This window comes from Massilia sp. LMS1-1-1.1 (assembly GCF_040815535.1).
Classification (GTDB): Bacteria; Pseudomonadota; Gammaproteobacteria; order Burkholderiales; family Burkholderiaceae_D; genus Janthinobacterium; species Janthinobacterium aestuarii.
The window spans coordinates 1039025-1063286 of sequence record NZ_JBFPNG010000012.1 but is presented as its reverse complement, the minus strand read 5'-3'; the positions used below and the strand labels follow the sequence as shown (position 1 = coordinate 1063286).

The following is a 24262-nucleotide window of genomic DNA, read 5'->3' as shown; positions in this document are numbered from 1 at the left end:
AAGGAGCGCCCCGCTACGGCAACCGGTGCCGGAACGTCGGCTCGATATTACGCGCATGCAGCCAGCGCACGATATCTTCCAGGCTGGCGTCCTGCAGCAGCAGGCCTGGCTGCGTCGGTGACTGGGTCACCACCGTTGGCAATGGAGCGGCGACGGGAGCTGGCACGGCATCAGCCAGCCCCGCATGTCCCTGCAACTTGGCCAGCGCCTGCGCGAATTGTCCCGGGTTGATGCTGCGCAAGCCTTCCAGGAAGCCCAGCTGGGCGGCCGGGGGTGGCGGCATGTCCAGGCCCGGCTCGTCGACAAAGGCCGCGCCCATGCTGGGGTGGATGAAGGCGGCCCACTTGCCCGATGGCTGCAGACATGGCGGCAACGCTACCTGCTCCACGTCGGCGGGCGGCGCGGTGGCGAGGATGTCGGTCGAGGCAGGTAAAAAGGTGGAACGCAGCAGCTGCACGAACTGGCGCGCCTGGGCGACGGGCACGGGCGTGGCCAGGGACAGCCATAACTGGAACGCCGTGCCCGAGATGCTGACGGCGGGCGCCGGCAAGTCCAGCTCGTGCTGCACGGCGTTGGCGATCGTGCACAACGCGCTCCAGTGCGTTTCACCACTGCCCTTGCCGCCAAATTCCAGCACCAGCGCGCGTGTCAGGCCGCTCTGGGTCACGAGTTGCACGGCCACCGTCTGTTCGCCCGACAGATGGCGCGCCAGCACGGCCGGCGTCAGCGGCTGCGCGCCGCCCTCCGCATCGACGTATTGCTGTTGCTCGTCGAACAGATACAGGCGGGTGAGTTCGGAAATCAGTTTATGCATGGGCGGCCTCGTAATGACGTTGAGCAAGACTTGTCAACGTGCCCAGATTATAGCCTTTGGCTATTCCCTTACCGGCAGCCTGGCTGCCTGCCGCGTCCGTCCGGCGCCAAACACCAGCCAGCTGGCCACGGCGAACAGGCAGGCGGCCACGCCGCCATACAGCATCACGGCGCCAAATCCCTGCGCCAGCGCCAGCTTCGCCACGCCGGCCGGCAGTGCGCCGGCGCCCTTGCCTACCGACAAGCCTTCCGCGATGGCGCGCAAGGTGGCCGCGTCCAGTCCGCCGGGCAACTGCGTCCGCAAGGCGGACTGGATGGCTGCGACGAGAATACAGCCCATCAGCGCGATATTCACCGACAGGCTGATCATGCGGGCGCTGATGTCGATGCTGGAAGCCATGCCGGCCCGTTCGCCCGGTACGGCGCCCGTCGTCGTATTGGTGACGGGCGTGTTGGTCAGGCCCAGGCCCATGCCCGCCAGCAGGCAGCCGGGCAGGATCGTCAGCCAGCTGGCGGCATCCACACGGCTGCCCCACAGCATCAGCAAAAAACCCACGCCGATGACCAGCAAGCCGGCAGGAATGACGGCATCGGCCCGGTAGCGCAGCGCCAGGCGCTCGGCCAGCGGTGGCACGAGCAAGGTGGGCAAGGTGTAGGCCAGCAAGGTCAGGCCCGTGTCCAGGCTGCTGTAGCCGAGGCCATACTGCACGTACAGGGGCAGATAAATCATGAACGGCCAGAAACTGCAGTTCATGCCCGCCGAACCGAGCAGCGCTCCCGAGAAACGGCGGATGCGGAACACCGCAAAGTCGATCATCGGTTCGGCCTGGCGCCGTTCGATCATGACAAACAGCATCAGACTGATCAGCGCCACTGCCAGGCTGGCCACGCTGCGCGGATCACTGAACCCCAGCGCCGGCCCCTGCGTCAGGCACCAGGCCAGGCTGAACACGGCCAGCGACAGGGTGACGATGCCAGCCACGTCCAGCTTGCGCCGCTGCGGATCGCGGGACTCGCTCACGCCCAGCGCCACCAGCAGCAGGGCCGCCAGCGCCAGCGGCCCGTGCACGAGAAATACCCACTGCCAGCTTGACAGCGCGACGATGGCGGCGCCGATGATGGGTCCGAAACCCAGGCCCAAGCCAAACACGATGCCCCAGGCGCCGAACGCCCGGCCCCGCGGGGCGCCGTCCGGGAACTGCTGCGACAGTACGGCCACTTGGCAAATCAGCATGGCGCCGCCGGCCGCGCCCTGCAGCGCCCGCGCCGCGATCAGCACGCCCGTGCTGGCGGCCCAGCCGCACACCAGGGAACTGGCCCCGAACAGGGCCAGGCTGGCGAGCAGCAGGCGCTTGCGGCCATAGCGGTCGGCCAGTGTGCCCGTGGCCATCAGCACGGTGGTGCAGGCCAGGGTGTAGGCGTTCATGATCCACTGCAAGTCCTTGAAGTCGCCATGCAGCACGGTTTCCAGGATGGGCAGGATGGCGGGCACGCTGGAAATTTCCAGGCCGAACATCAGCGAGGCCAGACAGACGGCGGCCAGGGTGAGTGCGTTTTGTTGCGAAGTAGTCAGTAGCATCGAAGCCTTGCTTTCGGTAGTCATGGAGGGATGCGTGGTGCCGGGGCACTGCAAGCGGCCATTCTAGAAAAGCTCGACTCATGAGGGAAATGATAAAATTTTGTACAATTCATTCATTTTCATCATGAATCGCAGGAGCGTCACCCATGGACTTCGATACCGCCCTGCTGCGCGCCTTTGTCGCCGTAGCGGACACGGGCGGCTTTACGCGCGCCGCCGAACGGCTGCACCTGAGCCAGTCCGCCATCAGCCACCAGATCCGCCGCCTGGAAGAGCAAGCGGGCAGCGCGCTGCTGTTGCGCACGACGCGCAGCCTGCGCCTGACGGAAGATGGCGAAGATTTCCTGCGCCACGCGCGGCAGATCCTGGCCGCGCAGGATGCGCTGTCGCGGCGCTTCCAGCGCTCCTCGATTGCGGGTGCCGTGCGCTTTGGCGTGCCGGAAAATTTCATGGGCGCTCGCCTGCCCGCGCTGCTGGCGCAGTTCGCGCACTTGTTTCCCGCCGTGCGACTGGATGTGACGGTGGGCACCTATATTGACTTGCAGAAACTAGTAGCGGCCGATGCGCTGGACCTGGCCGTCGTCATGGCCCTGGCCGGCGGCCAGGATGAGGCGGCCGTGCTGCGCCGCACGCGCTTCGTCTGGGCGGCGGCGCACGATTTCAGGCACGATGGCGCGCTGCCCCTGCCGCTGGCGTTTTCGCCCGCGCCGTGCATGCACCGGCAAGTCGGCGTCGACGCCCTCGATGCCGCCGGTCTGGACTGGCGCGTGGCGTTCACCTCGCCCAGCCAGCAAGGCTTGCGCGCCGCCGTGCTGGCGGGATTGGCCATCACGGCCCTGCCGCAAGGCGACCTGGAGCCGGGCATGGTGATCATCGATGGCCAGCATGGCTTGCCTGCCCTGCCCGCCGCCCAGTTCCAGCTCGTCTGGCGCGCCACCAGCACCACGGCGGCGGCTGAAGCGTTCGGACAATTGCTGCGCGAATGGTCAGCCGCCGCAGCGGCATGACAGCAACGCCAGGCCACGATACATGCGATCGTACGCGCCGCCATCCAGGTGACCCAGCAGTTCATGGAGGTGATGAAGCGGCACCGGTAGGGCCGGATCGTGAATATTTGCAGCCGCGCCATCCACGGCACCTTGAACCGCACCGCCTAGTCAGGGTGTAGGCGCTTTGCACCCAGGCCATACCTTTATTCGTAAAGCCCAGTTCCTGGTGGATTTTAGGAAAGCTGCACCATGGACATGTCGAGCACGATCATCCCCTGGCTGACGAAGATGATGGCAAGAAATGCCAAAGTCCGCATGAACTTATTAGCCAAACTAATGATTGAGTAGAGCCAGTATCAACGGGCCAGCCGAACCACCAGCACTGCCGCCCCGGTAGCAAAGCATAGCCAGCAGGCCAGGAAAATATCGGCCGCATACGGCGTGCGGTCCCAATAGCTGTCGCCGGGCGGCAGCTGCAAGACCAGACCGCCCCACAGCAACATGGCACCCCATGCGATGACGCTGGCAATGACAAAACCCAGTAGCGAATAAAGAAAAGTTTTCATCACGCGATAGTCCGACAAGATTGCTTGCAGAATAACAGCAAAACGCAGCGCGATGACCTGCGCCTGCAAGTGCACAGCACGCGCAGCGTCTCGCAGACGCAAGCGGGCGAACAGCGGCTGCGCACGGCGGCCCCTCCTACCGCGTTTACCTTGCTGCCCGACACCTTGCGCAATCGTGGGGTTTGAGCTAGCGCAAGGCGACACCGGGCGCCAATGATCACCACACGAACACGCGTTTACCGCGCGGCGGCGCAGGTCTATAGTGGCATCTCCCCACCTTTTCAAGGACAGGATCGCCATGAAACTCTTTTACTCGCCGGGCGCCTGCTCGCTGGCACCGCACATCATCCTGCGCGAAACGGGCACGCCGTTCACGCTCGTCAAGGTCGACCTGGGCCAGCACAAGACGCAGGAAGGCGGCAGTTACTATGAACTCAACCCGAAAGGCCAGGTACCGCTGCTGGCGCTCGACGATGGCAGGACCTTGAGCGAAGGCCCCGTCATCGCCCAGTACATCGCCGAACAAGCCGGCAAACACGACCTGCTGCCGCCCGTGGGCGACTTTGCCCGCTACAAGGTGATGGAATGGCAGAATTACATCACGTCCGAGCTGCACAAGTCGTACAGCCCCCTGTTCGATTCGCGCATCGACGCGGCCACCAAGGCCCTGTTCATCGAGGAGCTGGGCAAGAAATATGCGTGGGTCAACAGCCGCCTGGAAGGCCAGGCCTACCTGGCCGGCGACACGATGACCGTGGCCGATCCCTACCTGTTCGCCGTGACGGGCTGGGCGCCGCAGCTGGGCGTGGACCTGTCGCAGCTGGCCAATGTGCAGGCATTCCTGGGCCGCATGACCGAGCGCGACAGCGTCAAGGCGGCGCTGGAAGCGGAAGGACTGGCCAAGGCCGCCTGAACGCCGTCGCATGGGGTTTCCCCGGGCTGGCGGCGCGCGACAGTCCCGTGCTAAGATCGTGGCGTCGAAAAAGGTGGACCGGCGTGGTGAGCCCCGGTCAGCCGTCCGCCTGCGGACGGTCATATTCCAGCCCTGGGGGCCGCGGACCACGACGAAAAGCGGACGTGCGCCGTTTTTTCGTCGGCGTGCGTTCCGTCACTCTGCTGCCTGAACGGCGTTCCGCCTGTCGCGAAAATTCACCACGTCCTTGCCAAGTGTGCTCTGCACAACCTCCAGGACGACATCATGAACCCAGCTTCAATCCACACCCCTGTACTCATCATCGGCGGCAGCCTCGTCGGGCTTTCAGCCTCGCTCTTCCTCGCATGGCGCGGCGTGCCGCATATCCTCGTTGAAAAACACCACGGCAGCGCCGCGCATCCCCGCGCCACGGGCTTTACGGAACATACGCTGGAATTTTTCCGCGCCGCCGGCATCGCCGAGCGCATCCCCCAGGTGCCGCCCGGCGCCACCGTGCGCCGCGCTCGCGTGGAAAGCCTGGCGGGACAGCACTACGAGGAATTGCCATGGACGCCAGGCCAGCCGGAGGAGCGCGACGGCAAGGCCTCGCCCATGGCCGGTGCCGCCATCGCCCAGGACTTGCTGGAACCGATACTGCGCGAGGCCGCGCGCGCACGCGGCGCCGACCTGCGCACGGGCGTGGAACTGCTGTCCGTGCAGCAGGATGCGCAGCGCGTCACGGCCCAGCTGCGCCAGCGCGACACGGGCGCATGCTATGCCGTCACGGCCGATTACCTGATCGCCGCCGATGGCGCGGCCAGCCCCATCCGCGAACAGCTGGGCATCGCGCGCCAGGGCGCCGGTCCCCTGCGCGTGCTGCGCAGCGTGCTGTTCCGCTGCGCGGAGGCGGACGCCTTTCTGGAACGGGGCATCCGCCAGTTCGACATTGACCAGCCAGGCTTCAAGGGTTTCCTGGGCACGTATTCCGATGGACGCTGGTTCCTCATGTTTGAAGAGCAAAGCGAGAGCACTGACGCGCAATTGCGGGCGCTGGTCCGCCAGGCCCTGGGCAAGGACATGGCCTTCGAGCTGATCACGACGGGGCGCTGGGAGCTGGCCGGCCTGATCGCGGACAGGTTCAGCGAGGGGCGCATTTTCCTGGCCGGCGATGCGGCCCATCAATTGCCGCCCACGCGTGGCGGCTACGGCGCCAACACGGGCATCGACGACGCCTACAACCTGGCATGGAAGCTGCAAAGGGTTCTGCGGCGGCAGTCGCGCCCGGCCCTGCTCGACACTTACACGGATGAGCGCCGGCCCATCGCCTGGCTGCGGCATCAGCAAACCTTCGCCCGGCCAGACTACGCGAAATGGGTCGGCGACGGCTACCAGAACGCGCCACTGTATGGCAACCTGGCGATGGAACTGGGCCAGCTGACGCGCTCCAGCGCCATCCTCGGCGCGGACGCGGCACTGCCGCCGGCGGCCCATCCGCGCGACTGGGCCGGCCAGCCCGGCACGCGCGCGCCCCACGTCTGGGTACGGCATCGCGGCAACAGCATCTCCAGCATCGACCTGTTGACCGAGGATTTCGTGCTGCTGACAGCCGATCCGCGCTGGTCCGCCGCCGCCGCGCACCTATCGTTGAAGACCTTGCTGGCCGGCGCCGACGTGGTTTTCCCCGCCGACCAGGCCTTCAACGATACTTTCGGCACAGGCGATGACGGCGCCGTGATCGTCCGGCCCGACGGCATCATTGCGTGGCGCTCGGCCCCGGCGGCAATACCGGATGCCATGCTGCTGCGCGCCGTCATGGAAAAAATCGCCTTGCCGCACGGCTGACGGCAACGGCGCCGCCGTGCTGTGCGAAAATGCCCGCCTTCACCATTGCCGGACATTGCCCATGCCGCACGCTGCCATTGCTACCCTTTCCGAAAGCGACGCGCGCCGTATCGCCCGCCATGCCCAGGCGGCCGATGCGGCCCGCTTTTTGCATCCGGTGCAGCAAGCCTTGCTGCACCGGCGCGGCTGGCTGACGATGCTGGCGCCGCGCAGCGCGGGCGGCGCAGAGCTGCCCTTGCCGCAAGTGGTGCGTCTGGAAGAAGCCGTGGCCGCCGTCGACGGCAGCATGGGCTGGGTGCTGACCCTGTGCGCGGGCGCGGGCTGGTTCGCGGGCTTTCTGGCCCTCGGCATGGCGCGGACCATCATCGGCACGCCGCGCGTCTGCCTGGGCGGCAGCGGCGCGGCCACCGGCTACGCGGAGGAAGAAGGCGACGGCTACCGCATCACGGGCAGCTGGGACTACGCCAGCGGCGCACCCATGGCCACCCACTTCACCCTGAACGCCCTGCTGCGGCGCGATGGCCAGCCCCTGCTCGATGCGGACGGCAAACCGCGCATCCGCGCCTTCCTCGTCCCCGCCGCGCTGGTGCGGCTGGTGCCTTCGTGGAACAGCATCGGCATGCGCGCCAGCGCCTCGCACAGCTACCGGATCGACGGACAGTGGCTCGGCAAAGACCATGGCTTCACGATCAGTCCCGACACCGCGACGGCCGGCGGTCCCCTGTACCGCTACCCGTTTTACTCGCTCGCCTACGTGACCCTGGCCGCCAACGTGGCCGGCATGGCCGCGCATTTCATGCAATTGGCCGAGGAATGCATGCGCCACCGCCGCCATGCGCGCGCCGGCTTGCCGCTGCTGGACGTGCCGGAAGTGGCCGCCATGCTGCAAGGAAAAAAGGATGCCTGCACGGCCGCCCGCGCCCGTTTTTATGCCGTGCTGGACGACAGCTGGGCCCAGGTGGCGGGCGGCGCGGCGCTCGACGCGGAAGACATGCAAGTGGTGCAGGAACGTTCGCTGGAGCTGGTCGCCGCCTGCCGCGCAGCAGTCGATGGCCTGTATCCGTACTGCGGCCTGTACGCGGCCCGCGAAGACAGCACCATCAACCGCGTCTGGCGCGACTTCCATACGGCCAGCCAGCATTCATTGCTGCTGCCCTGACATTGCCAAGCGCGGCTTCGCCGCGCGACAACTTGCCCTCCCTGGCAACAGCATGACTGAAAAGGCTGGCGGACGCCATGCAGATCGGATTGCCTGATACTATGGGACATTGCTACTTCTCGCCCCCCCTATCCATGCACGTCAACACGCTCAGCAGCCTTGCGCAACTTTTGGCCAGCGCCGAAACGGAAACCCTGGCCTTTCCCACCAGCATCAATACGGCCCTGCTCCTGCAAAAGGAACTGGCCAACCCCGATTGCCACTCGGCCGACATCAGCCGGCTGCTGCTGTGCGAACCGACCTTGTCGGCGCGCGCCGTGGCGCTGGCCAATTCGGCCATGTTCGCGTCCGGCCACACGCCCGCCATCACCAGCGTGCGCGCCGCCGTCGAGCGGCTGGGCCACCGCAATCTGTATGCGCTGGCGACGGCGGCCGTCATCCGCCAGCTGAACGCGGGCATCCGCGACGAAGCCTTGCGCGCCCGCGCCACCCAGCTGTGGGCGCACACCGTGCATGTGGCGGCGCTGGCGCATGGATTGGCGGGCGCCGTCACGCAGACGGATGCCGATACGGCGCTGTTCGCCGGCATCGTGCATGAAGTGGCGGGCTTTTATCTGCTGGCCCAGGCCGACAAGACCCCTGGCCTGTACGCCCACCTGGAAACGCAGATGGCGTCCGCCCTGGAAGTGATCGGCCGTGCGCTGATGCGCCAGCTGGGCGTGCCGCAGGCGGTGGCCGACGCCGTCAATACCTTGCCCGGCTCGACCATCATGCTGCCGCCCGAAGGCTTGCGCGACACCCTGATGCTGGCCAAGGCGCTGGCGCCCGTGCCTTCGCCGCTGCCGCAGGCCGGCATCACCGTCAGCGCGCCGCTGCAAGCCTACCTGGACAATGATCCCGTGCTGCAGGCGCTACGCACGCAGCCGTCGGCCGAAGCGAAAGCCCTGATTGAGGTGCTGCTCAGTTGATGGCCGATCTGCTATGATGGCGCAGGCCGGGATGGACCCGGTCCGCTTTCATCGATGTCCACTGGAAAACTGCCTTGACTACCTCCCTACGCATGCTCGGCCTGGCCGCAGCTCTGACCATGGCGTGCAACGCCAACGCCGACAGCTTCGTTTCCTCGGCCTCCAGCGCCGGCTCCCAGTCGAGCGGCAGCATTTCCGATTCGCTCAACGGTTCGAGCAACAGCTCCTCGCGCGACAACAAGGTGGCCAATGGCCCCTACCGCATCATCGACGTGGCCGCCTTGCCCGGCCGCAACGGCATGACGCGCCTGACCATGCAGGCTGACGCCACGGCAACGCCGCTGGTACTGGACTTGCCGCAAGCGGCGCTCGACAAGCAGCAGCTGGCGCAGGGCGACGTGGTGCATGCGCAAAACCGCGCCTACGGCATCGAATTCTCGCGCAACGACACGCGCGCCGCCTTCTTCCTCGTGCTGGCCGACGACTGGTACGGCGAAATGGCCACGCGTCCCGTCAGCCTTTGATTCGTTTTCTCCCGCGCCGCCCGGCACTGCTGCTGGGCGTTTGCGCCATCTTCAGCGCCGGCGCCGCGCAGGCGGGCACTTCGCTCGCCACATCACGCTTTTGCGACCGCGCGCAGGAACTCACGGCCACGGAACAGGATCGCCTGTTGCGCTTTGCCGCCGTCGTGCGCGAAGAACTGGCCGCCAGCGAAGGCAGCGTGGCCCTGATCAGCCGCTCGGGCCTGGACCTGGCCCGCTTCGGCATCCGCTATTCGCACGCGGCGCTGGCCTGGCGCCACGACAACGACAGCGGCTGGTCCGCGCGCCAGCTGTACTACGCCTGCGACGAAGGCCGCCCGCGCATCTTCGACCAGGGTACGGCCGGTTTCGCCATGGGCACGGAAAACCCTGCGCTCGGCTACATCTCGCTCGTGAAACTGCCGGCCGAAACCGTGCCGCCCCTGCGCCGCGCCCTGCTCGACCCTGTGCGCGTGCAGCAGTTGCTGGCGGGCCGCTACAGCGCCAACGCCTATGCCTACAGCCTGAAATACCAGAATTGCAATCAGTGGGTAGCGGAAATGCTGGCCGCCGCCTGGGGCGAGCTGGCCGCAGGCGGCGACTTGCGCGCGCGCGCCCAGGACTGGCTGCGTGCCGCGCCGTATATGCCCGCCCCCGTCGACGTGGGTGCGCGCTGGCTGATGCTCGGTTCCATCCTCGTGCCCCTCGTGCACATGGATGACCACCCGCCGGAAGCCATCGGCACGATGCAGCTGGCAGTGAGCCTGCCGGCCAGCCTGGAAGCGTTCGCGCGCCAGCGCCTGCCCGCCAGCGAGCGCGTGGAAATCTGCCACGACGGCAAGCAGGTGGTGGTGCACCGGGGCTGGGATGCGATCGCCGACGGCTGCGTGCCCGGCGCGAACGACCGGGTCATCGCCCTCGACGATACGCCGCACGACAGTCCCTGACGACAGTCCCTAAGCAGCGGCCAGCGCCGCTTCGACCTGGTCAAGCAGGCGCGATGGTTCCAGTCCCTGCCCCATCCGGCGGGTCACCTCGCCGCACGCCAGCTGGACCCCGGGCGCGGCAAGCAGGCGCGCCAGCTGCCGCCGCATGCGTCCCGCCGACAGACGCCTGGCCAGCAAGACATCCCCCACGCCGAGCCGTTTGACCCTCCAGCCATTATCGAACTGGTCGTACGCGAACGGCACGATCAGTTGCGTAATGCCCGCGCGGAAGGCGTCCGCGCTGGTGCCGATGCCGCCATGGTGCACCACGGCCGCCGCGCGCGGCAACAGGGCCGCAAACGGCACGTGCGCCTGCCACATGACGCTGGCCGGCAAATCCTGCGGCACTTGCGCCGCATGCGGCGTGAGGAACAAGCCGCGCCGCCCCAGCCGCCGCAACACTTCCAAGGCGATGCTGAAATAGCGCTGCGCGTGCTGATGGCCGGTACCCGGTGTGAACACGATGGGCGCTTCGCCCTCGCCAAGAAAACGCTCGAGCGCTGGCGGCAGAGCCGCAGCGCCATGCGTGGCGGCGCCCATGAAACCGGTTTGCACGAAATGCGGCGGCCAGTCCGCCTGCGGGGCGGCGAACCACGCTGGAAACAGTCCCAGCGAGGCATCCGGCGCAGTCAGCATGTGCGCAAAAAAATGCGCTTCGGGCGGCAGTCCGTGCTGCGCGCGCGCCCCGTTCAGGCCAGGCAGCAGCACCGGGTCGACCATGCTGCGGTTGATCAGCCGCCACAGGGCCTGGCGCCAGGCCAGCGGCAACCAGGCGGGAACGCGCAGCGAACCGGCCGCCAGGAAATCATGACTGCTGCACAAATTCGATGGCGCCAGATACGCCGCGACGATGCGCAGGCCCGGGCGTGCAGAGCGTGCCAGGGCGGCCATCGGCACGAGAAAGGGGTGGCACAGCACCACGCAATCTTCACCGTCCGGCAAGCCTTGCACGACGTCGCGCACGGCGCCCAGGTGCGGCACGAGGCCGCGCCACACCAAGCCCCAGCCCTTGCGTTCATCCCACAGGCCCGGGTCGCCCAGCATGGCCTGGCCCTCTGCCGCACTGCCAAAGGTGTGATATGGCAGCCTTGATGCCTGCGCTGCCGCGTCCTGCCAGCCCGGCACCAGCAGCAGCACGCGCCGGCCCCGTTGCTGCAAACCCTGCGCCAGCGCGATAAACGGTTGGATGTCGCCGCCCGTGCCGCTGCTGGCGACGATGACGAGCGGCGTGGCGGCGGCCTGGCCCGCCAGCGCGTCAGCTCGGGGCAGCATCGAGCGCCTCGCCGATCGCATAGAAGCGCCCGCCGGCGATGTAGTGCAGGCTGCGCCAGGATGGATCGGCGTCTTCGAAATGCCAGTGCCCGTCGCGGAACACGCGCGTGTCGGCCCAGGCGCCCACCACTTCGCCGATGAACAGGTCGTATGCGGCCTGGTTGTGCGGCTCGGGGATCAAACGGCAGACCAGCCAGGCCGAACATCCGGCCACGAACGGCAAATCAAAGCCATCCATGTGCAACAGCCGCACGCCGGCGCGCGCCAGTTTGTCGGGCTGCGCATCGAGGCTGTGCGTGCCGACGGCGTGGGTCAGTTGCAGCTGCGCCGCCGTCGGCACCTGGATGACGAACGTGCCGCTGCCTTCGACAAGCGCGCGCGTGCGCGTTGCCTTGTCCAGCACCACGGTCAGTTTCGGCGGCGCGAAATCGAGGGCGCAGGCCCAGGCGGCGGCCATCACGTTGTCGATGCCGCCATGGCGGGCCGAGACGAGGATGGACGGGCCGTGATTGAGCAGGCGATAGGCTTTTTCCAGCGGCACGGCGGCGATATGGTCCCGTTCATTTAGCGACAGCAGCATGTCCCACTGGTCGATGCCGGGCCCGAAGCCGTCCGGTGTCACCTTGACTGGCTCAAAGCCGAAACGCGCATAAAAGGCCTGCGTGTGCTGGCTGGTGTTCATGCTCACCTTGGCCACGCCCGGCACGGCGCGGATGGCGTCCAGGCGCGCCTGCGTCAGCGCGCGGCCCAGGCCCTGGCCGTGCAGATCCTGCGCCACCATGCCCCAGCACAGGCTGGCCACAGTGCCGCCCGCGTCCAGCGCATGGCCGCCGCAGGCGACGATGCGTCCGTCGCGTTCGATGACCAGATACGGATGTGTCGAATTTTCCAGCCAGGCGGCAAAGTCCGCGCGCTCGGACGGGTCGAAAAAGCGCGGCGTATTGCCGTCGAAAAGAGCCAGGCAGGCATCGCGGTCGCCGGCCTGGTAAGGACGCACTGTTTGCATTTTTTGTACTTAAAAAAACATGAATGGCAATTATAAGGGGCGCGCGCTCAAGCCAGCTGTTCCGGGCCGACGACGTGCACGCCCGGCGTGCCGGCCAGCGCCGCTTCCAGCAAGGCGCTGGCGATGCGCGGCGCGGGATTGATGCGCCAGCGGCGCGGCAGCACGGGACCGAGCACGCGCAGGACGCGCAGGGCAGCGCCCTCGCCCGCCCGCGCCTCCTCGCGTTCGCCGCCGATCAGTCCCGGCCGCACGTGGGTCAGCGATGCAAAGCCCAGCGCTTCGAGGTCGCGTTCCAAGTCTCCCTTGACGCGGTTGTAGAAAAAGCGCGAGGCCGCGTTGGCGCCGGCGGCGGAATTGAGCGCATACGTGCGCGTGCCGGCCGCCAGCGCCAGGCGCGCCGCGGCCAGCGGATAGTCATGGTCGACTCTGCGGAACGCCTGCCGCGTGCCCGCCACCTTCATGGTCGTGCCCAGGGTGCAGATGACGGCATCCGCCTGCCACCAAGGGGCATCGGCCGGCAAGCGGTCGAAGTCGACGAGGGGCGCGTCCAATTTGGGATGCGCCGGCAAGGGCTTGCGCACGGGCGCGACAATCCGGCTGACGCGCGCATCCATCAGCGCCAGGCGCAGCACTTCGCGGCCCACCAGGCCCGTGGCGCCTATCAGTATCAGTTTCATTCATTCTCCCCGCATGCTGGACGCCACACGATACAGCATCGGGCGCCCAGGCAGTGCATCAGGCGCCCGCGTGCGTGTGATAGATCTTGCTCACGATGGTCCACTCGCCCTGCACTTTGAGCAGATTGAAAAAGTCGGTGAAGCGGAAGCCCGAGAGTTCGTCCGTGTCGACGCGCGCGCTGGCCGCCGTGCCCACGATATCGATCCGCGCGATGGCCGCCTTTGCCTGCGGCGATGGCCGGAAGGCGCTGTCGATGATTTCGAACAGGCCTTCGATGGGCCCGCCCGTCAGCTTGTCTTCGCCGTCGACGCCGAAAATGGTGGCCTCGCTGCTGAAGGCGGGGCGCATGATGCTGCTGTCGGCCTGCGCCCCGCCTGCATTGTATTGATTCAGCACGGCGACGATGGCCTGGTAATCCTGCACATAAGTGGTGTTGTTCATGTTGCGCTCCTTGGGTGGGTGAAAAGAAAAATCAGGACTGGCTGGCGGGCCAGTCGGTGTAGCCGACGGCGCCGCCGCCGTAATACGCCGCGCGCGGCGCCACGGCCAGCGCCACGCCATGGCGCAGGCGGGCCACGAGGTCCGGATTGGCGATGAAGGGACGGCCAAACGCCACCGCATCGACCTTGCCTTCGGCGCGGCGCGCCAGCGCCAGCGCCAGGTCGTAATGGTTGTTGCCGATGTAGGGGCCATCGAACAGCGCCCGCAACGCATCGAGGTCGACGCCATCGGGCACGTCGCGCGAGGTAGCCGTGGCGCCCTCGACGAAGTGCAGGTAGGCCAGCCCGTGGCGGTTCAACTGTCCGATCAAATAGCCATAGGTGGCCATCACGTCGCTGTCGACGGGCGTGTTGCCCGCGTCGGGCGTGACGGGCGACAAACGGATGCCTACCCTCGCTGCACCCCAGATGTCCACCACGGCTTGCGTCACTTCCAGGGTCAGCCGCGCGCGGTTGTCGATGCTGCCGCCATATGCGTCCGTGCGCCGGTTGGTGGAATCGCGCAGGAACTGGTCGAGCAGGTAGCTATTGGCCGAATGCACCTCGACGCCGTCGAAACCGGCGCGCAGCGCGCATGCGGCCGCATGCGCATACTGGGCAACGATGCCGGCGATTTCCTGCGTCTCCAGCGCGCGCGGCATCGACACGGGCTGCATGCCGCTGGCCGTGTAGGTGCTGCCCTCGGCCCGGATGGCGGACGGCGCGACGGGCGCGGCGCCATCGGGCTGCAAACTCGTATGCGAAAACCGCCCCACATGCCACAGTTGGCAAACGATCTTGCCGCCAGCCGCATGCACGGCATCCGTGACCAGCTTCCAGCCAGCCACCTGCTCGTCCGACCAGATGCCCGGTGTCAGGGCATAGCCGCGTGCCTGCGGCGAAATATTCGTCGCCTCGCTGATGATCAGGCCGGCGCTGGCCCGCTGGGCGTAATACTCGGCGTGCAAGGCGTTCGGCACGCCATCGTCGCCCATGCGGCTGCGCGTGAGCGGCGCCATGACGATGCGGTTGGCCAGCGCCAGCGCGCCCAGCTCGACTGGAGAAAATAAATCGTTTTCATGCTGCTCGGTCATCGTATTGCTTTCATATTGTGCGAGAGGCCGAAAATAACTGACCGGTCGTCTATTAAATAGTTAAAAAAAACGGCTACGCCAGCAGCCGTTGCGTGGTTGACATGGCCGCGTCGAATGGCCCGCCGTTCCTGGCCACCTTGACCATCAGGGAAGCGCCCAGCCACAGCTGGTACAGCGACTCGGCCAGCACGCGCGCCGGCGTTGCCGCCGCCACGGAACCGTCGAGGTGGCCCGCTTCGATGCATTGCGTCAGACGGTCGAGGACGGCGCCTGTGCCCTGTTGCAGCACGGCGCCCATGTCCACGGACAGGTCGCACACTTCGGCGCCCAGCTTGACCACCAGGCATTTGCCTTCCGGCGCACTGCCGGCCTGGGTCGCGCTCCAGTAGTCAAAATACGCGAGCAGGCGCTCGCGGGCGGTGCCCGGGCCGTCCAGCAAGGCGTCGACCGTCTGCAGATAGGTAGTGAAGTAATCGTCGAGCAAGGCTTGGCCAAACTCTTCCTTCGACTTGAAGTAATAGTAGAACGAGCCTTTCGGCACGCCGGCGGCCGCCACCAGTTCAGCCAGGCCCACGGCCGTATAGCCCTTCTCGGCCATCAGGGCCTTGGCGATGTCGATCAGGTGCTGGCGCATGTCAGCGGAGGATTTTTTGCTCATGCGGCCAGTATAGCAAAAAATCTGACCGGTCGTCTAGTAAACTATCCCCTACTCCGCCATCACCCGAGGCGCAGCGCCAGCGCCGCCAGGGTCACCAGCAGCACGGGCACGGTCAGCACGATGCCAACACGGAAATAGTAGCCCCAGGAAATGTGGATATTCTTGCTGTCGAGCACGTGCAGCCACAGCAAGGTGGCCAGGCTGCCGATGGGCGTGATCTTCGGCCCCAGGTCGCTGCCGATGACGTTCGCGTAGATCATCGCTTCGCGCACGGCTCCCTGCGCCGTCGTCGGGTCGATGGCCAGCGCGCCCACGAGCACCGTCGGCAGGTTGTTCATCACGGACGACAGCAAGGCCGTCAGCACGCCCGTCCCCATGGCCGCGCCCCACACGCCGTACTGGGCAAAGTGGTTCAGCATGCCCGTCAGGTAAGCCGTCAAGCCCGCATTGCGCAAGCCGTACACGACCAAGTACATGCCCAGCGAAAAGACGACGATCTGCCACGGCGCATGGCGCAGCACGTGGCGCGTGGAAATCACGTGGCCCCTGCCGGCCACCACCAGCAGCAGCGCGGCGCCCACGGCCGCGATCAGGCTGATGGGCACGCCCAGGTGCTCCTGCGAGAAAAATCCCACCAGCAGCAGCGCCAGCACCAGCCAACCGGCGCGGAAGGTAGCAACGTCGCGAATGGCGGCGTCAGGGCGTTTCAGTTGCGCGACTTCGTAGTCGCGGGGGATATCCTTGCGGAAAAAGAGCAGCAAGGCGGTCAAGGTGGCCAGCACGGCGACGACGTTGACGGGCACCATCACGGCAGCGTACTCGGCAAAGCCGATCTTGAAGAAATCGGCCGAAACAATATTGACCAGGTTCGACACCACGAGCGGCAGGCTGGCCGTGTCGGCGATGAAGCCGGCCGCCATCACGTAGGCCAGGGTGGCCCTGGCGGAAAAATTCAGCGCCCGCAGCATGGCGATGACGATGGGCGTCAGGATCAGCGCGGCGCCGTCATTAGCGAACACGGCGGAGACAAGCGCGCCCAGCAAGACCAGCAGCACGAACAGTTTTCTGCCGCTGCCCCCTCCCCAGCGCGCCACGTGCAGCGCGGCCCACTCGAAGAAGCCGGCCGCGTCCAGCAGCAGGCTGATGATGATCACGGCCACGAAGGTGCCCGTGGCGTTCCACACGATATGCCAGACGACGGGAATGTCGCCCCAGTGGATCACGCCGGCCAGCAAGGCGACACAGGCGCCGATGACGGCGCTCCAGCCGATGCCCAGGCCGCGCGGCTGCCAGATGACGAGGATTAAGGTGGCGAGAAAGATGAGGAAAGCGGTGAGCATGGGGCGAGATTCCGTTCGATGCGGCATCGCGGGCACCATGCGCCGCAGCCATTGAATATCATCAACAATTCTATAATACTGGAATTATTGAATCAAAGCAAAGCTGCGGCGTACTTCCTTACTTCAGCGCGATGGCGATATCGACCAGCCCCACCGCCCCATTGCCGATGGCGGAAGCGGCCGGCGTGGCCGCACCGCCGCTCAGCACGGCGACACCCGTCGCCAGGTCGATGCGGTACAGCGAGCTCGGCCCCGTGGCCGACGTGCGCAAGGCCGCCAGGGCCAGGCCATTGGCGCCGCCCGCGATATCGAAGCCCACATCGCCCGCCGCCGCCACGCCAAGCGCGCCGATGTTGACCAGGGTGCCGTCATTCGGCGGACTTTGCAGGGCGAGCGCCGCGCTGGCCGTGTCGATATCGAACAGCATGGTCGCCGTCGTGCCGGCAAAGCTGTTGGTATAGGCGGCGGCCGTCACGCTAGGCGCCGCGCCCGCGCGGTTGACGCTACCGTCGGTGGTGGTGGCGCCCGTGTCGACATTGATGCGCAGGCTTTGCCCCGCGTTGCCGATCACGCGCAGGCGGTCGGCGACGGGATTGAAATCGACGCCAAAGGCCGTGCCCGCGATGGCCGTGTACGGCGCGCTGACGTCCGCCGCATCGGCGGCCAGCGTCGCCTTGACGGTGGCAGCCCCCGTCGCCGGGTCGATGGTGACGATGCGCCCCGTCGACGATATCCCGTACAGCAAGCCATCCTTGGGACGGATGTCAAAGCCCAGCAGGCGCTCGCCTGCCGCCAGGCCCGTCACGGCCACGTTGGCGTCCAGGGTGTTCGGCGTCGCCGTCTTGAAGGTGACGATGCGGGCGTCGTCCGTCAAGCCGTAGGCGACGGGCGCTGCCGGCGCTTTCAGGGCGATGCCGCGCAATTCTTCCGTCACGCCGATGGCCGCCACCAGGGTCGCCGGCGCCGTGGCCGCGGCCAGGTTCAAGGTGTACAGGTTGCGCGCGCCGGCCACCGTCATGACGGCGTAGCCCGTATTCGTGCGCGCATCGATGTCAAAGCCGGCCACGCCGGTGGCCGCCACGCCCAGCGGCACGGCGCTGGCCAGGGTGCCGTTGTTGGGCGGATTTTGCGTGTACAGGGTGGCGTTGGCCGCATCGATGACAAATAAAGTGGTGCTGGCCGTGCCGGCAAAGCTGTTGGTATAGGCGGCCGCCGTGATGGCCGTATTCGCTGCACCGCCGTTGATATTGCCATCTGTCGTGGTCGCGCCCGTATCGACGTTGATGCGCAGGCTCTGCCCCGTGTTGCTGACGATGCGCAGGCGGTCGGCGACGGGGTTGAAATCGACGCCGAACTCCGTACCGGCCAGCGCCGTGTACGGGGCCGTCGCATCGGCCGCATCGGCGGCCAGGGTGGCTTTCACGGTGGCGGCGCCCGTCACGCCATTCAGGGTGTAGATCCGTCCCGTGCTGCCGACGCCATGCAGCTGGCCATCGGCGGGACGGAAATCGATGCCCAGCAGGTTTTCGCCGGCCTGCAGGCCCGTGACGGTGGCCGTCGTGCGGATGGTGGCCGGCGTGGCGCGGTCGAATGACAGCAGCTTGTTGCTGGCGGTGAGCACGAAGACGTCGCCAGCCACCACCACGGGCGGCGGTGGCGTGACGACAACATCGTCGTGGTCGCTGCCGCCGCCGCAAGCGGACAGGGTCATGGCGACGGCGGAAACAAGCAGCAGCTTGGCGTATGGCAAGGTTGGCAGTGGTGACATGGTCGTGGTCCCGATAGAGTGAGTGGAGGTGCCGCTCATGCCGCCGTTGCGGCGAGCGCACCCCTGTACTACTCGCCGTGCCCGCGTTTGGATGCAGTGATGCAAAAAAATTTATTTCGGTGCAATTTATGCTTGTGTTTAGGCAACTTAATCGGTGTATAGTCGCAGGCACGATTGACACTGGGGGCAGGAAAGTGGCGCGCATCTATCAGACCAACAACATGGGCGAAGCCGACGTGCGGGTGGCCATCGCGCAGCGTGGCAATGCCGACTTGCTGGTGCACCGCGTGGCCAGCTGGGGCCTGGCGCATGGCGACGCACAGTGGTTCATCACCCGAGAGCGCCAGGATGCAACGGCCAGCGTGTATTTCACCTCGCAAGGCTTCGCGCAGCTGACCATCAGTTTTGTCGACCACGCCAGCGAAGCGGGTTGGACCCGGCCACATCGACTCAAGGGCTGCCTGTCGCACGGCGGCAGCTGACATCAAGCGGAGGAGCTCGTCATGGATTTGATTTTGCTGGAACCCGGCAACGGGGAACTCGTGTTCGGCAAGACGCCGGATGGTGGCAACGGCGGCATCGACGCCATCTGGCGCGACGCCGCTGCGCTGCAGGGCATGGGACCATGCATCGAGCTGGTCTCGCTGCACCAGGGCATGAAGCAGCAAATAACGACAGACGTCAGCAATTCGGCGCGCACGTCGGGGCGGCCCGTGATCACGGAATTTACCTGCGTCAAATATGTCGACCGGATCTCGGTCAACTTGTACGACCTGTGCCTGCGAGCCAAGCCGCTGGGCACCGGCACGGACCAGCCAACCAAGCTCCACATTGCCCGCAACTCGGGCGACAAGACGGCCAGCATCATGACCATTTGGCTACGCGACGCCATCATCAGCGAAATCCAGCTGCAAACCCATCCCGATGACATGCCGACCGAGCAGTTCAAGCTGAATTTCACGGAAATCCTCTGGAGCCACAGCGTGCAGCAGGCCGACGGCAAGCCCGGCCCACAACACACGACGGGCTGGAGCCTGGCGCGCAACCGGCCCATCGGCGCCTTCACGGGCTAAGCATACAAGGCCCTACTCCTCCAGCCCTCCCCCCAGCGCCTTGTACAAGGCCACGGCCGACTTGAACTGGTCGCGCCGTGCGTCGAGCAAGGCTTGCTGCGCCGCATACGACTGGCGCTGCGCGTCGAGCAATTCCAGGCGGCTGTCCTGGCCCGCGTCGTAGCGCAGCTGCGACAGGCGCTGGCGCTGCTGCGCCGCCACCACCACGCGCTGCTGGGCATCGATCTGCTGCGCATACGTGGCGCTGCCGGCCAGGCCGTCGCGCACCTCACGAAACGCCGTCTGGATCGCCTGCTCGTACTGCAGCACGGCCACGTCCTTGCGCAGGCGCGACAGCTGCAATTCCGCGCGCAGCTGGCCGCCCTGGAACAGCGGCTGCGTCACTTGCGGCGCGAACGACCAGCTGCGCGCGCTGCCGCGGAACAGGTCACCAAGCTCCGGGCTGGCAAAACCCAGCGACGCCGTCAGCGACAGGCGCGGGAAGAAGGCGGCGCGCGCGGCGCCGATTTCCGCATTCGCCGCCACCAGCGCATATTCCGCCTGCAGGATGTCGGGACGGCGCGCCAGCAAGTCCGACGGCAGGCCGGGCGGCAGCTGCGTCAGCACGGGCTGGCCATCAAGTGCGCGGCCAGCCGGCAAATCGGCGGGCAACGGCACGCCCAGCAGCAATTCCAGGTTGTTGCGCGCCAGGGCACTGGCCCGTTCGCGCGCCTGCACGTCCGCTTCCGCCGTCGCGGCCTGCCCTTCCGCCTGCGCCACATCCAGGCCGCTGCCCTGCTGCGCGCCGTGCAGGCGCTGCGTCAGCACCAGCGCCTGGCGCCAGTCGAGCAGAGTTTGCCGCGCCAGCGCCAGCTGTTCTTCCGCCAGCCGCTGTTCCAGGTAGGCGTCGGCCACGGCGCCGATCAGGGCCATGTGCGCGGCGCGCTGGCCCTGCTGCGTGGCCAGGTAGCGGGCAAACGCGGCATCCGACAGGGAACGCAGGCGGCCGAACAGGTCGATCTCGAACGCGCTCATGGCAATGCCGGCCGTGAACTGGTTTTGCGTGACCGCATCGGCGCCGCGCTGGCGCACGCCGCCCGGATTCGCGCCGATGGCCGGATAACGGCCCGCATCCTGGATCTGGTACTGGGCCCGCACGGCTTCCACGTTGAGGGCCGCCACGCGCAAATCGCGGTTGTTTTCCAGCGCAATGCCGACCAGGCGCTGCAAGCGCGCATCGAGCAGCATCTGGCGCCAGCCCAAGTCCGCTGAGGTGTCGCCCATGCCTGGCGCGGAAACCTCGGCATACGCGGCAGGGATCGGCGCCGCCGGCTTGACCAGCGGCGGCGTCAATGAACACGCCGACAAGGCCAGCGCAGCCAGCGGCGTCATAAAGAATAAACGCATTACAACTCTCCTTCCACCGCCTTGACGGCGATGCGGTTACTGCGTTTGTTGAAGTACGTGCCCATCTTGTCGACGGCGCCCAGCACCACGACAAAGAACACGGGCACGAAAAATACGGCCAGCACGGTGGCGGTGATCATGCCGCCGAACACGCCCGTGCCGATCGCGTGCTGCGTCTCGGCGCTGGCGCCCGTGGCCAGCATCAGCGGCACGACGCCCAGCGCAAACGCCAGTGACGTCATCAAAATCGGACGCAAGCGCAGGCGCGCCGCTTCCACCGTCGCCTCGACCAGCCCCTTGCCTTGTGCCTGCAGCTGGCGCGCATATTCGACGATCAGGATCGCGTTCTTCGCCGACAGGCCGATGATCGTGATCATGCCCACCTTGAAGAACACATCGTTCGGCATGCCACGCAACATCACGGCCAGCACGGCGCCCAGCAATCCCAAAGGCACGACCAGCATCACGGAGACGGGAATCGACCAGCTTTCATACAGGGCCGCCAGCACGAGGAAGACCACCAGCATCGACAGCGCCATCAGCATCGGTGCTTGCGAAGCCGATTCCTTCTCCTGCAGCGACTGGCCCGTCCACGCCAGCGCAAAGCCCGGTGGCAGCTGTTTCACGAGCCGCTCCATTTCCAGCATGGCGTCGCCGCTCGATACGCCCGGCGCCGCGCTGCCCGAAATGCGCGCCGCCGGATAACCCTGGTAGCGCACCAGCTGCAGCGGCGATTCGCTCCATACGGGGCGCACCAGTTCACCCAGCGCCACCATGCCGCCCGCGTTATTGCGGATGCGCAGGGCCAGCACGTCGTTCAACTGCATGCGCGACGGCGCATCGGCCTGGATGATCACCTGCTGCATGCGGCCAGCGTTGGGGAAATCGTTGACATAGGTCGAGCCCATGGCCGCCGTCAGCATGTCGGCAATGGCCGTAAACGACACGCCCAGCGCTTCGGCCTTGGTGCGGTCGATATCGAGGCGCACGCTGGCGCCCGGTGGCAAGCCGTCCGGATACACGCCGGCCACCTTGCCGCTTTGCGCGGCCAGTCCCAGCAACTGGTTCTGCGCCGCCTGCAAAGCTGCGACACCCTGGTTGGCGCGGTCCTGCAGGCGCATGGAAAAGCCGGACGAGTTGCCCAGTTCATCGATGGCGGGCGGCATCAGGCTCATGATCATGCCCTCCTTCGCCTGCGACATGGCGGCCTGCGCCAGCGCCACTTCTTCCTGCGCCGTGGCGCCGTTGCGCTCCTTCCAGTCCTTCAGCATGGTGAACGCCAGGCCCGCATTCGGGCCCGCGCCGGAAAAGCTGAAACCGAGAATAGACTGGTTCACTTCGATGCCGGGCCGCGTGGCCACGTGCTGCTCGTACAGCTTGACGACGTCGAGCGTGCGCTCCATCGTCGCGTCGGACGGCAGCTGGATCGAGGTGATGAAGTATCCCTGGTCTTCTTCCGGTAAAAAGGCCGACGGCAGCTGCATGAAGGCCACGCCCAGCGCCGCGACGATGGCGCCATACAGCACCATCGAGCGGCCCGCGCGTTTCACCATCGCCACCACGCCCTTTTCATAGCGCGCCGTCATGCGTTCAAAACCGCGGTCGAACCACAGGAAGAAGCCCTTCTTGTCATGGTCGTGCGGGCCTATCGGTTTGAGCATGGTGGCGCACAGGGCCGGCGTCAGGGTCAAGGCCAGGAACGCCGAGAACAGGATGGACACGGCCATGGCCAGCGTGAACTGGCGGTAGATCGCACCGACGGAGCCGCTGGCCAGCGCCATCGGAATGAACACGGCCGTCAGCACCAGGGTGATGCCTACTACCGCCCCGGTGATTTCACGCATCGCTTTCGACGTCGCTTCCTTCGGCGACAAGCCTTCGGTCGCCATCAGGCGCTCGACGGCTTCCACCACGACGATGGCGTCATCGACGATGATGCCGATGGCCAGCACCATGCCGAACATGGTCAGCACGTTGACGGAATAGCCGGCCATCAGCATGACCGTAAAAGTGCCCATCAGGGCGATCGGCGCGACGATGGCGGGAATCAGCGTGTAGCGTATCTTTTGCAGGAACAGATACATGACGAGGAAGACCAGCACCATCGCTTCCAGCAAGGTGATGACGACCTTCTCGATCGAGATCTTCACGAACGGCGCCGTATCGAACGGTACCGAATACTTGATCCCGGCCGGCATGGTATGCGCCAGTTCGGCCATGCGCGCACGCACGGCACTGGCCGTCTGCACGGCGTTGGCACCGGGCGACAGCATGATGGCGGCGCCCGACGCGGCTTGCCCGTTTTCGCGGATGCTGAAGTTGAAGCTTTGCGCGCCCAGCGACACTTTCGCCACGTCGCCGATCGTCACTTTCGAGCCGTCCGCATTCGCGCGCAGGACGATGGCCGCAAATTCGGCAGGCGTCTGCAGCTGGCCCTGCACCGTCAGCGGGATGGTCACGCGCTGGCCGTGTACGGCGGGCGAGTCGCCGAGGCGGCCCGGGGCGATCTGCGCATTTTGCTGCGCGATGGCGGCCGTCAGTTCGCCCATGGCGATGTTGTACGACACCAGCTTGGCCGGATCGACCCAGATGCGCATGGCCCGCTCGGAGCCGAACAGCTGCACCTTGCCCACGCCGGGAATGCGGCGCAGTTCTTCCGTCACGTTGCGCGCCAGGTAGTCGCCCAGCGCCACTTCATCGTGCTGGCCATTGTCGGAAATCAGGCTGACGATCATCAGGAAACCGGACGACGCCGATTCCACCGTCAAGCCATTTTGCCGCACGGCTTGCGGCAGGCGCGGCTCGATGGCTTTCAGGCGGTTCTGCACGTCCACCTGCGCCATTTCCGGGTTCGTTCCCGGCTGGAAGGTGACGGTGATCGAGGCCGAGCCCGACGTATCGGTCGACGACTCGAAATACAGCAGGTGCTTGACGCCCGACAGTTCGCGTTCGATCAGGCCCACCACGGAATCGTTCATGGTTTGCGGCGTGGCGCCGGGGTAGTTGGCGCTGATGCTGACGCTGGGCGGCGCCACCGAGGGGAAGCGCGCAATCGGCAATTGCGGTATGGCGATCAGTCCGAACAGGACGATGAAGACCGCCACCACCCACGCAAAGACGGGGCGGTTGATGAAAAATTGAGGCATGTCGTTAAACTTTCAATATGTACGAG

The 24262-nt window shown here is 66.4% G+C and carries 23 protein-coding genes and 1 pseudogene; 10 read left to right on the top strand and 14 right to left on the bottom strand.

The window, feature by feature from the left end; all coding sequences use genetic code 11:
- Nucleotides 1-13 precede the first annotated feature (13 nt).
- Together MRBLMS1_RS14885 and MRBLMS1_RS14880 are read right to left on the bottom strand one after the other, a co-directional pair.
- Nucleotides 14-814, bottom strand: coding sequence for a TOTE conflict system archaeo-eukaryotic primase domain-containing protein (locus MRBLMS1_RS14885; RefSeq protein WP_485880047.1), 801 nt, complete (start codon nt 812-814; stop codon nt 14-16).
- A 60-nt stretch (nt 815-874) separates the two neighbouring features.
- Nucleotides 875-2392, bottom strand: coding sequence for an MFS transporter (locus tag MRBLMS1_RS14880; protein ID WP_485880045.1), 1518 nt, complete (start codon nt 2390-2392; stop codon nt 875-877).
- A 146-nt stretch (nt 2393-2538) separates the two neighbouring features.
- Here MRBLMS1_RS14880 and MRBLMS1_RS14875 point away from each other — a divergent pair, with 146 nt between their 5' ends.
- A complete protein-coding gene (locus tag MRBLMS1_RS14875) occupies nt 2539-3399 on the top strand; it encodes a LysR substrate-binding domain-containing protein (protein WP_485880043.1) in 861 nt (286 codons plus the stop codon).
- A 338-nt stretch (nt 3400-3737) separates the two neighbouring features.
- On the opposite strand, the gene MRBLMS1_RS14870 is transcribed toward MRBLMS1_RS14875, so the two are convergent.
- Nucleotides 3738-3947, bottom strand: a complete 210-nt coding sequence (locus tag MRBLMS1_RS14870; RefSeq protein ID WP_128139501.1) for a hypothetical protein — start codon at nt 3945-3947, stop codon at nt 3738-3740.
- A gap of 24 nt (nt 3948-3971) precedes the next feature.
- On the opposite strand from MRBLMS1_RS14870, the gene MRBLMS1_RS14865 reads away from it, so the two are divergent.
- The 7 genes from MRBLMS1_RS14865 to MRBLMS1_RS14835 all read left to right on the top strand — a co-directional run bounded on the left by MRBLMS1_RS14865 (nt 3972) and on the right by MRBLMS1_RS14835 (nt 10297).
- Complete coding sequence (locus MRBLMS1_RS14865; RefSeq protein WP_485880041.1) at nt 3972-4133, top strand: hypothetical protein; 162 nt, start codon at nt 3972-3974, stop codon at nt 4131-4133.
- A gap of 112 nt (nt 4134-4245) precedes the next feature.
- Entirely contained in the window at nt 4246-4860 is a 615-nt protein-coding gene (gene gstA / locus MRBLMS1_RS14860) for a glutathione transferase GstA (protein ID WP_485880039.1), read from the top strand.
- A gap of 285 nt (nt 4861-5145) precedes the next feature.
- Nucleotides 5146-6702, top strand: coding sequence for an FAD-dependent monooxygenase (locus MRBLMS1_RS14855; protein ID WP_485880037.1), 1557 nt, complete (start codon nt 5146-5148; stop codon nt 6700-6702).
- Between the two features lie 61 nt (nt 6703-6763).
- Nucleotides 6764-7861 carry an acyl-CoA dehydrogenase family protein gene (locus MRBLMS1_RS14850; protein ID WP_485880035.1) on the top strand — a complete coding sequence of 366 codons (1098 nt, stop codon included), beginning with the start codon at nt 6764-6766 and terminating at the stop codon, nt 7859-7861.
- A 170-nt stretch (nt 7862-8031) separates the two neighbouring features.
- The gene (locus MRBLMS1_RS14845) at nt 8032-8829 is read left to right on the top strand and encodes an HDOD domain-containing protein (RefSeq protein ID WP_485880033.1); all 798 of its coding nucleotides are present in this window, start codon (nt 8032-8034) and stop codon (nt 8827-8829) included.
- A gap of 92 nt (nt 8830-8921) precedes the next feature.
- Nucleotides 8922-9353 (top strand): hypothetical protein, encoded by a 432-nt coding sequence (locus MRBLMS1_RS14840; protein ID WP_034754765.1) that lies wholly within the window; start codon nt 8922-8924, stop codon nt 9351-9353.
- Nucleotides 9350-10297 carry a DUF2145 domain-containing protein gene (locus MRBLMS1_RS14835; protein ID WP_485880031.1) on the top strand — a complete coding sequence of 316 codons (948 nt, stop codon included), beginning with the start codon at nt 9350-9352 and terminating at the stop codon, nt 10295-10297. The genes MRBLMS1_RS14840 and MRBLMS1_RS14835 overlap by 4 nt, the downstream gene beginning before the upstream one ends.
- 9 nt (nt 10298-10306) lie before the next feature.
- Here MRBLMS1_RS14835 and MRBLMS1_RS14830 read toward each other — a convergent pair whose 3' ends face one another.
- The 9 genes and pseudogenes from MRBLMS1_RS14830 to MRBLMS1_RS14790 all read right to left on the bottom strand — a co-directional run bounded on the left by MRBLMS1_RS14830 (nt 10307) and on the right by MRBLMS1_RS14790 (nt 18631).
- Entirely contained in the window at nt 10307-11608 is a 1302-nt protein-coding gene (locus tag MRBLMS1_RS14830; RefSeq protein ID WP_485880029.1) for a glycosyltransferase, read from the bottom strand.
- A complete protein-coding gene (locus tag MRBLMS1_RS14825) occupies nt 11592-12188 on the bottom strand; it encodes a flavin reductase family protein (RefSeq protein ID WP_485880099.1) in 597 nt (198 codons plus the stop codon). Before MRBLMS1_RS14825 ends, MRBLMS1_RS14830 begins: the two co-directional genes overlap by 17 nt.
- A gap of 3 nt (nt 12189-12191) precedes the next feature.
- Nucleotides 12192-12614: pseudogene (locus tag MRBLMS1_RS14820) on the bottom strand (GNAT family N-acetyltransferase); the annotation flags it as partial.
- Nucleotides 12615-12661: 47 nt separating this feature from the next.
- The gene (locus MRBLMS1_RS14815) at nt 12662-13291 is read right to left on the bottom strand and encodes a Rossmann-fold NAD(P)-binding domain-containing protein (protein ID WP_485880027.1); all 630 of its coding nucleotides are present in this window, start codon (nt 13289-13291) and stop codon (nt 12662-12664) included.
- Nucleotides 13292-13349: 58 nt separating this feature from the next.
- The gene (locus MRBLMS1_RS14810; RefSeq protein ID WP_128139507.1) at nt 13350-13733 is read right to left on the bottom strand and encodes a nuclear transport factor 2 family protein; all 384 of its coding nucleotides are present in this window, start codon (nt 13731-13733) and stop codon (nt 13350-13352) included.
- 31 nt (nt 13734-13764) lie between these two features.
- Nucleotides 13765-14865 (bottom strand): alkene reductase, encoded by a 1101-nt coding sequence (locus MRBLMS1_RS14805; RefSeq protein WP_485880025.1) that lies wholly within the window; start codon nt 14863-14865, stop codon nt 13765-13767.
- Between the two features lie 73 nt (nt 14866-14938).
- Nucleotides 14939-15523, bottom strand: a complete 585-nt coding sequence (locus tag MRBLMS1_RS14800) for a TetR/AcrR family transcriptional regulator (protein WP_252866954.1) — start codon at nt 15521-15523, stop codon at nt 14939-14941.
- Between the two features lie 59 nt (nt 15524-15582).
- Nucleotides 15583-16863, bottom strand: a complete 1281-nt coding sequence (locus tag MRBLMS1_RS14795) for an arsenic transporter (protein WP_485880023.1) — start codon at nt 16861-16863, stop codon at nt 15583-15585.
- A gap of 118 nt (nt 16864-16981) precedes the next feature.
- On the bottom strand, nt 16982-18631 hold the full coding sequence (locus MRBLMS1_RS14790) for a DUF4394 domain-containing protein (RefSeq protein WP_485880021.1): 1650 nt from the start codon (nt 18629-18631) through the stop codon (nt 16982-16984).
- A gap of 194 nt (nt 18632-18825) precedes the next feature.
- Between MRBLMS1_RS14790 and MRBLMS1_RS14785 the strand changes: the two genes are divergently transcribed.
- Both MRBLMS1_RS14785 and MRBLMS1_RS14780 read left to right on the top strand, forming a co-directional pair.
- A complete protein-coding gene (locus MRBLMS1_RS14785; protein ID WP_034754781.1) occupies nt 18826-19113 on the top strand; it encodes a 7(1) septoil knot domain-containing protein in 288 nt (95 codons plus the stop codon).
- A 21-nt stretch (nt 19114-19134) separates the two neighbouring features.
- A complete protein-coding gene (locus tag MRBLMS1_RS14780) occupies nt 19135-19704 on the top strand; it encodes an Hcp family type VI secretion system effector (RefSeq protein ID WP_485880019.1) in 570 nt (189 codons plus the stop codon).
- Nucleotides 19705-19716: 12 nt separating this feature from the next.
- Here MRBLMS1_RS14780 and MRBLMS1_RS14775 read toward each other — a convergent pair whose 3' ends face one another.
- Nucleotides 19717-21090 carry an efflux transporter outer membrane subunit gene (locus MRBLMS1_RS14775; protein WP_485880017.1) on the bottom strand — a complete coding sequence of 458 codons (1374 nt, stop codon included), beginning with the start codon at nt 21088-21090 and terminating at the stop codon, nt 19717-19719.
- Nucleotides 21090-24236 (bottom strand): multidrug efflux RND transporter permease subunit, encoded by a 3147-nt coding sequence (locus MRBLMS1_RS14770; RefSeq protein WP_485880015.1) that lies wholly within the window; start codon nt 24234-24236, stop codon nt 21090-21092. Before MRBLMS1_RS14770 ends, MRBLMS1_RS14775 begins: the two co-directional genes overlap by 1 nt.
- Between the last annotated feature and the right edge of the window lie 26 nt (nt 24237-24262).

Bases quoted from the DNA above. Each gene is read 5' to 3' on its own strand.
- MRBLMS1_RS14885 (WP_485880047.1), bottom strand. From the start codon at position 814: ATGCATAAACTGATTTCCGAACTCACCCGCCTGTATCTGTTCGACGAG.
- MRBLMS1_RS14880 (WP_485880045.1), bottom strand. From the start codon at position 2,392: ATGCTACTGACTACTTCGCAACAAAACGCACTCACCCTGGCCGCCGTC.
- MRBLMS1_RS14875 (WP_485880043.1), top strand. From the start codon at position 2,539: ATGGACTTCGATACCGCCCTGCTGCGCGCCTTTGTCGCCGTAGCGGAC.
- MRBLMS1_RS14870 (WP_128139501.1), bottom strand. From the start codon at position 3,947: ATGAAAACTTTTCTTTATTCGCTACTGGGTTTTGTCATTGCCAGCGTC.
- gstA (WP_485880039.1), top strand. From the start codon at position 4,246: ATGAAACTCTTTTACTCGCCGGGCGCCTGCTCGCTGGCACCGCACATC.
- MRBLMS1_RS14855 (WP_485880037.1), top strand. From the start codon at position 5,146: ATGAACCCAGCTTCAATCCACACCCCTGTACTCATCATCGGCGGCAGC.
- MRBLMS1_RS14850 (WP_485880035.1), top strand. From the start codon at position 6,764: ATGCCGCACGCTGCCATTGCTACCCTTTCCGAAAGCGACGCGCGCCGT.
- MRBLMS1_RS14840 (WP_034754765.1), top strand. From the start codon at position 8,922: ATGCTCGGCCTGGCCGCAGCTCTGACCATGGCGTGCAACGCCAACGCC.
- MRBLMS1_RS14830 (WP_485880029.1), bottom strand. From the start codon at position 11,608: ATGCTGCCCCGAGCTGACGCGCTGGCGGGCCAGGCCGCCGCCACGCCG.
- MRBLMS1_RS14825 (WP_485880099.1), bottom strand. From the start codon at position 12,188: ATGCTGCTGTCGCTAAATGAACGGGACCATATCGCCGCCGTGCCGCTG.
- MRBLMS1_RS14815 (WP_485880027.1), bottom strand. From the start codon at position 13,291: ATGAAACTGATACTGATAGGCGCCACGGGCCTGGTGGGCCGCGAAGTG.
- MRBLMS1_RS14810 (WP_128139507.1), bottom strand. From the start codon at position 13,733: ATGAACAACACCACTTATGTGCAGGATTACCAGGCCATCGTCGCCGTG.
- MRBLMS1_RS14805 (WP_485880025.1), bottom strand. From the start codon at position 14,865: ATGACCGAGCAGCATGAAAACGATTTATTTTCTCCAGTCGAGCTGGGC.
- MRBLMS1_RS14800 (WP_252866954.1), bottom strand. From the start codon at position 15,523: ATGAGCAAAAAATCCTCCGCTGACATGCGCCAGCACCTGATCGACATC.
- MRBLMS1_RS14795 (WP_485880023.1), bottom strand. From the start codon at position 16,863: ATGCTCACCGCTTTCCTCATCTTTCTCGCCACCTTAATCCTCGTCATC.
- MRBLMS1_RS14790 (WP_485880021.1), bottom strand. From the start codon at position 18,631: ATGTCACCACTGCCAACCTTGCCATACGCCAAGCTGCTGCTTGTTTCC.
- MRBLMS1_RS14780 (WP_485880019.1), top strand. From the start codon at position 19,135: ATGGATTTGATTTTGCTGGAACCCGGCAACGGGGAACTCGTGTTCGGC.
- MRBLMS1_RS14775 (WP_485880017.1), bottom strand. From the start codon at position 21,090: ATGCGTTTATTCTTTATGACGCCGCTGGCTGCGCTGGCCTTGTCGGCG.
- MRBLMS1_RS14770 (WP_485880015.1), bottom strand. From the start codon at position 24,236: ATGCCTCAATTTTTCATCAACCGCCCCGTCTTTGCGTGGGTGGTGGCG.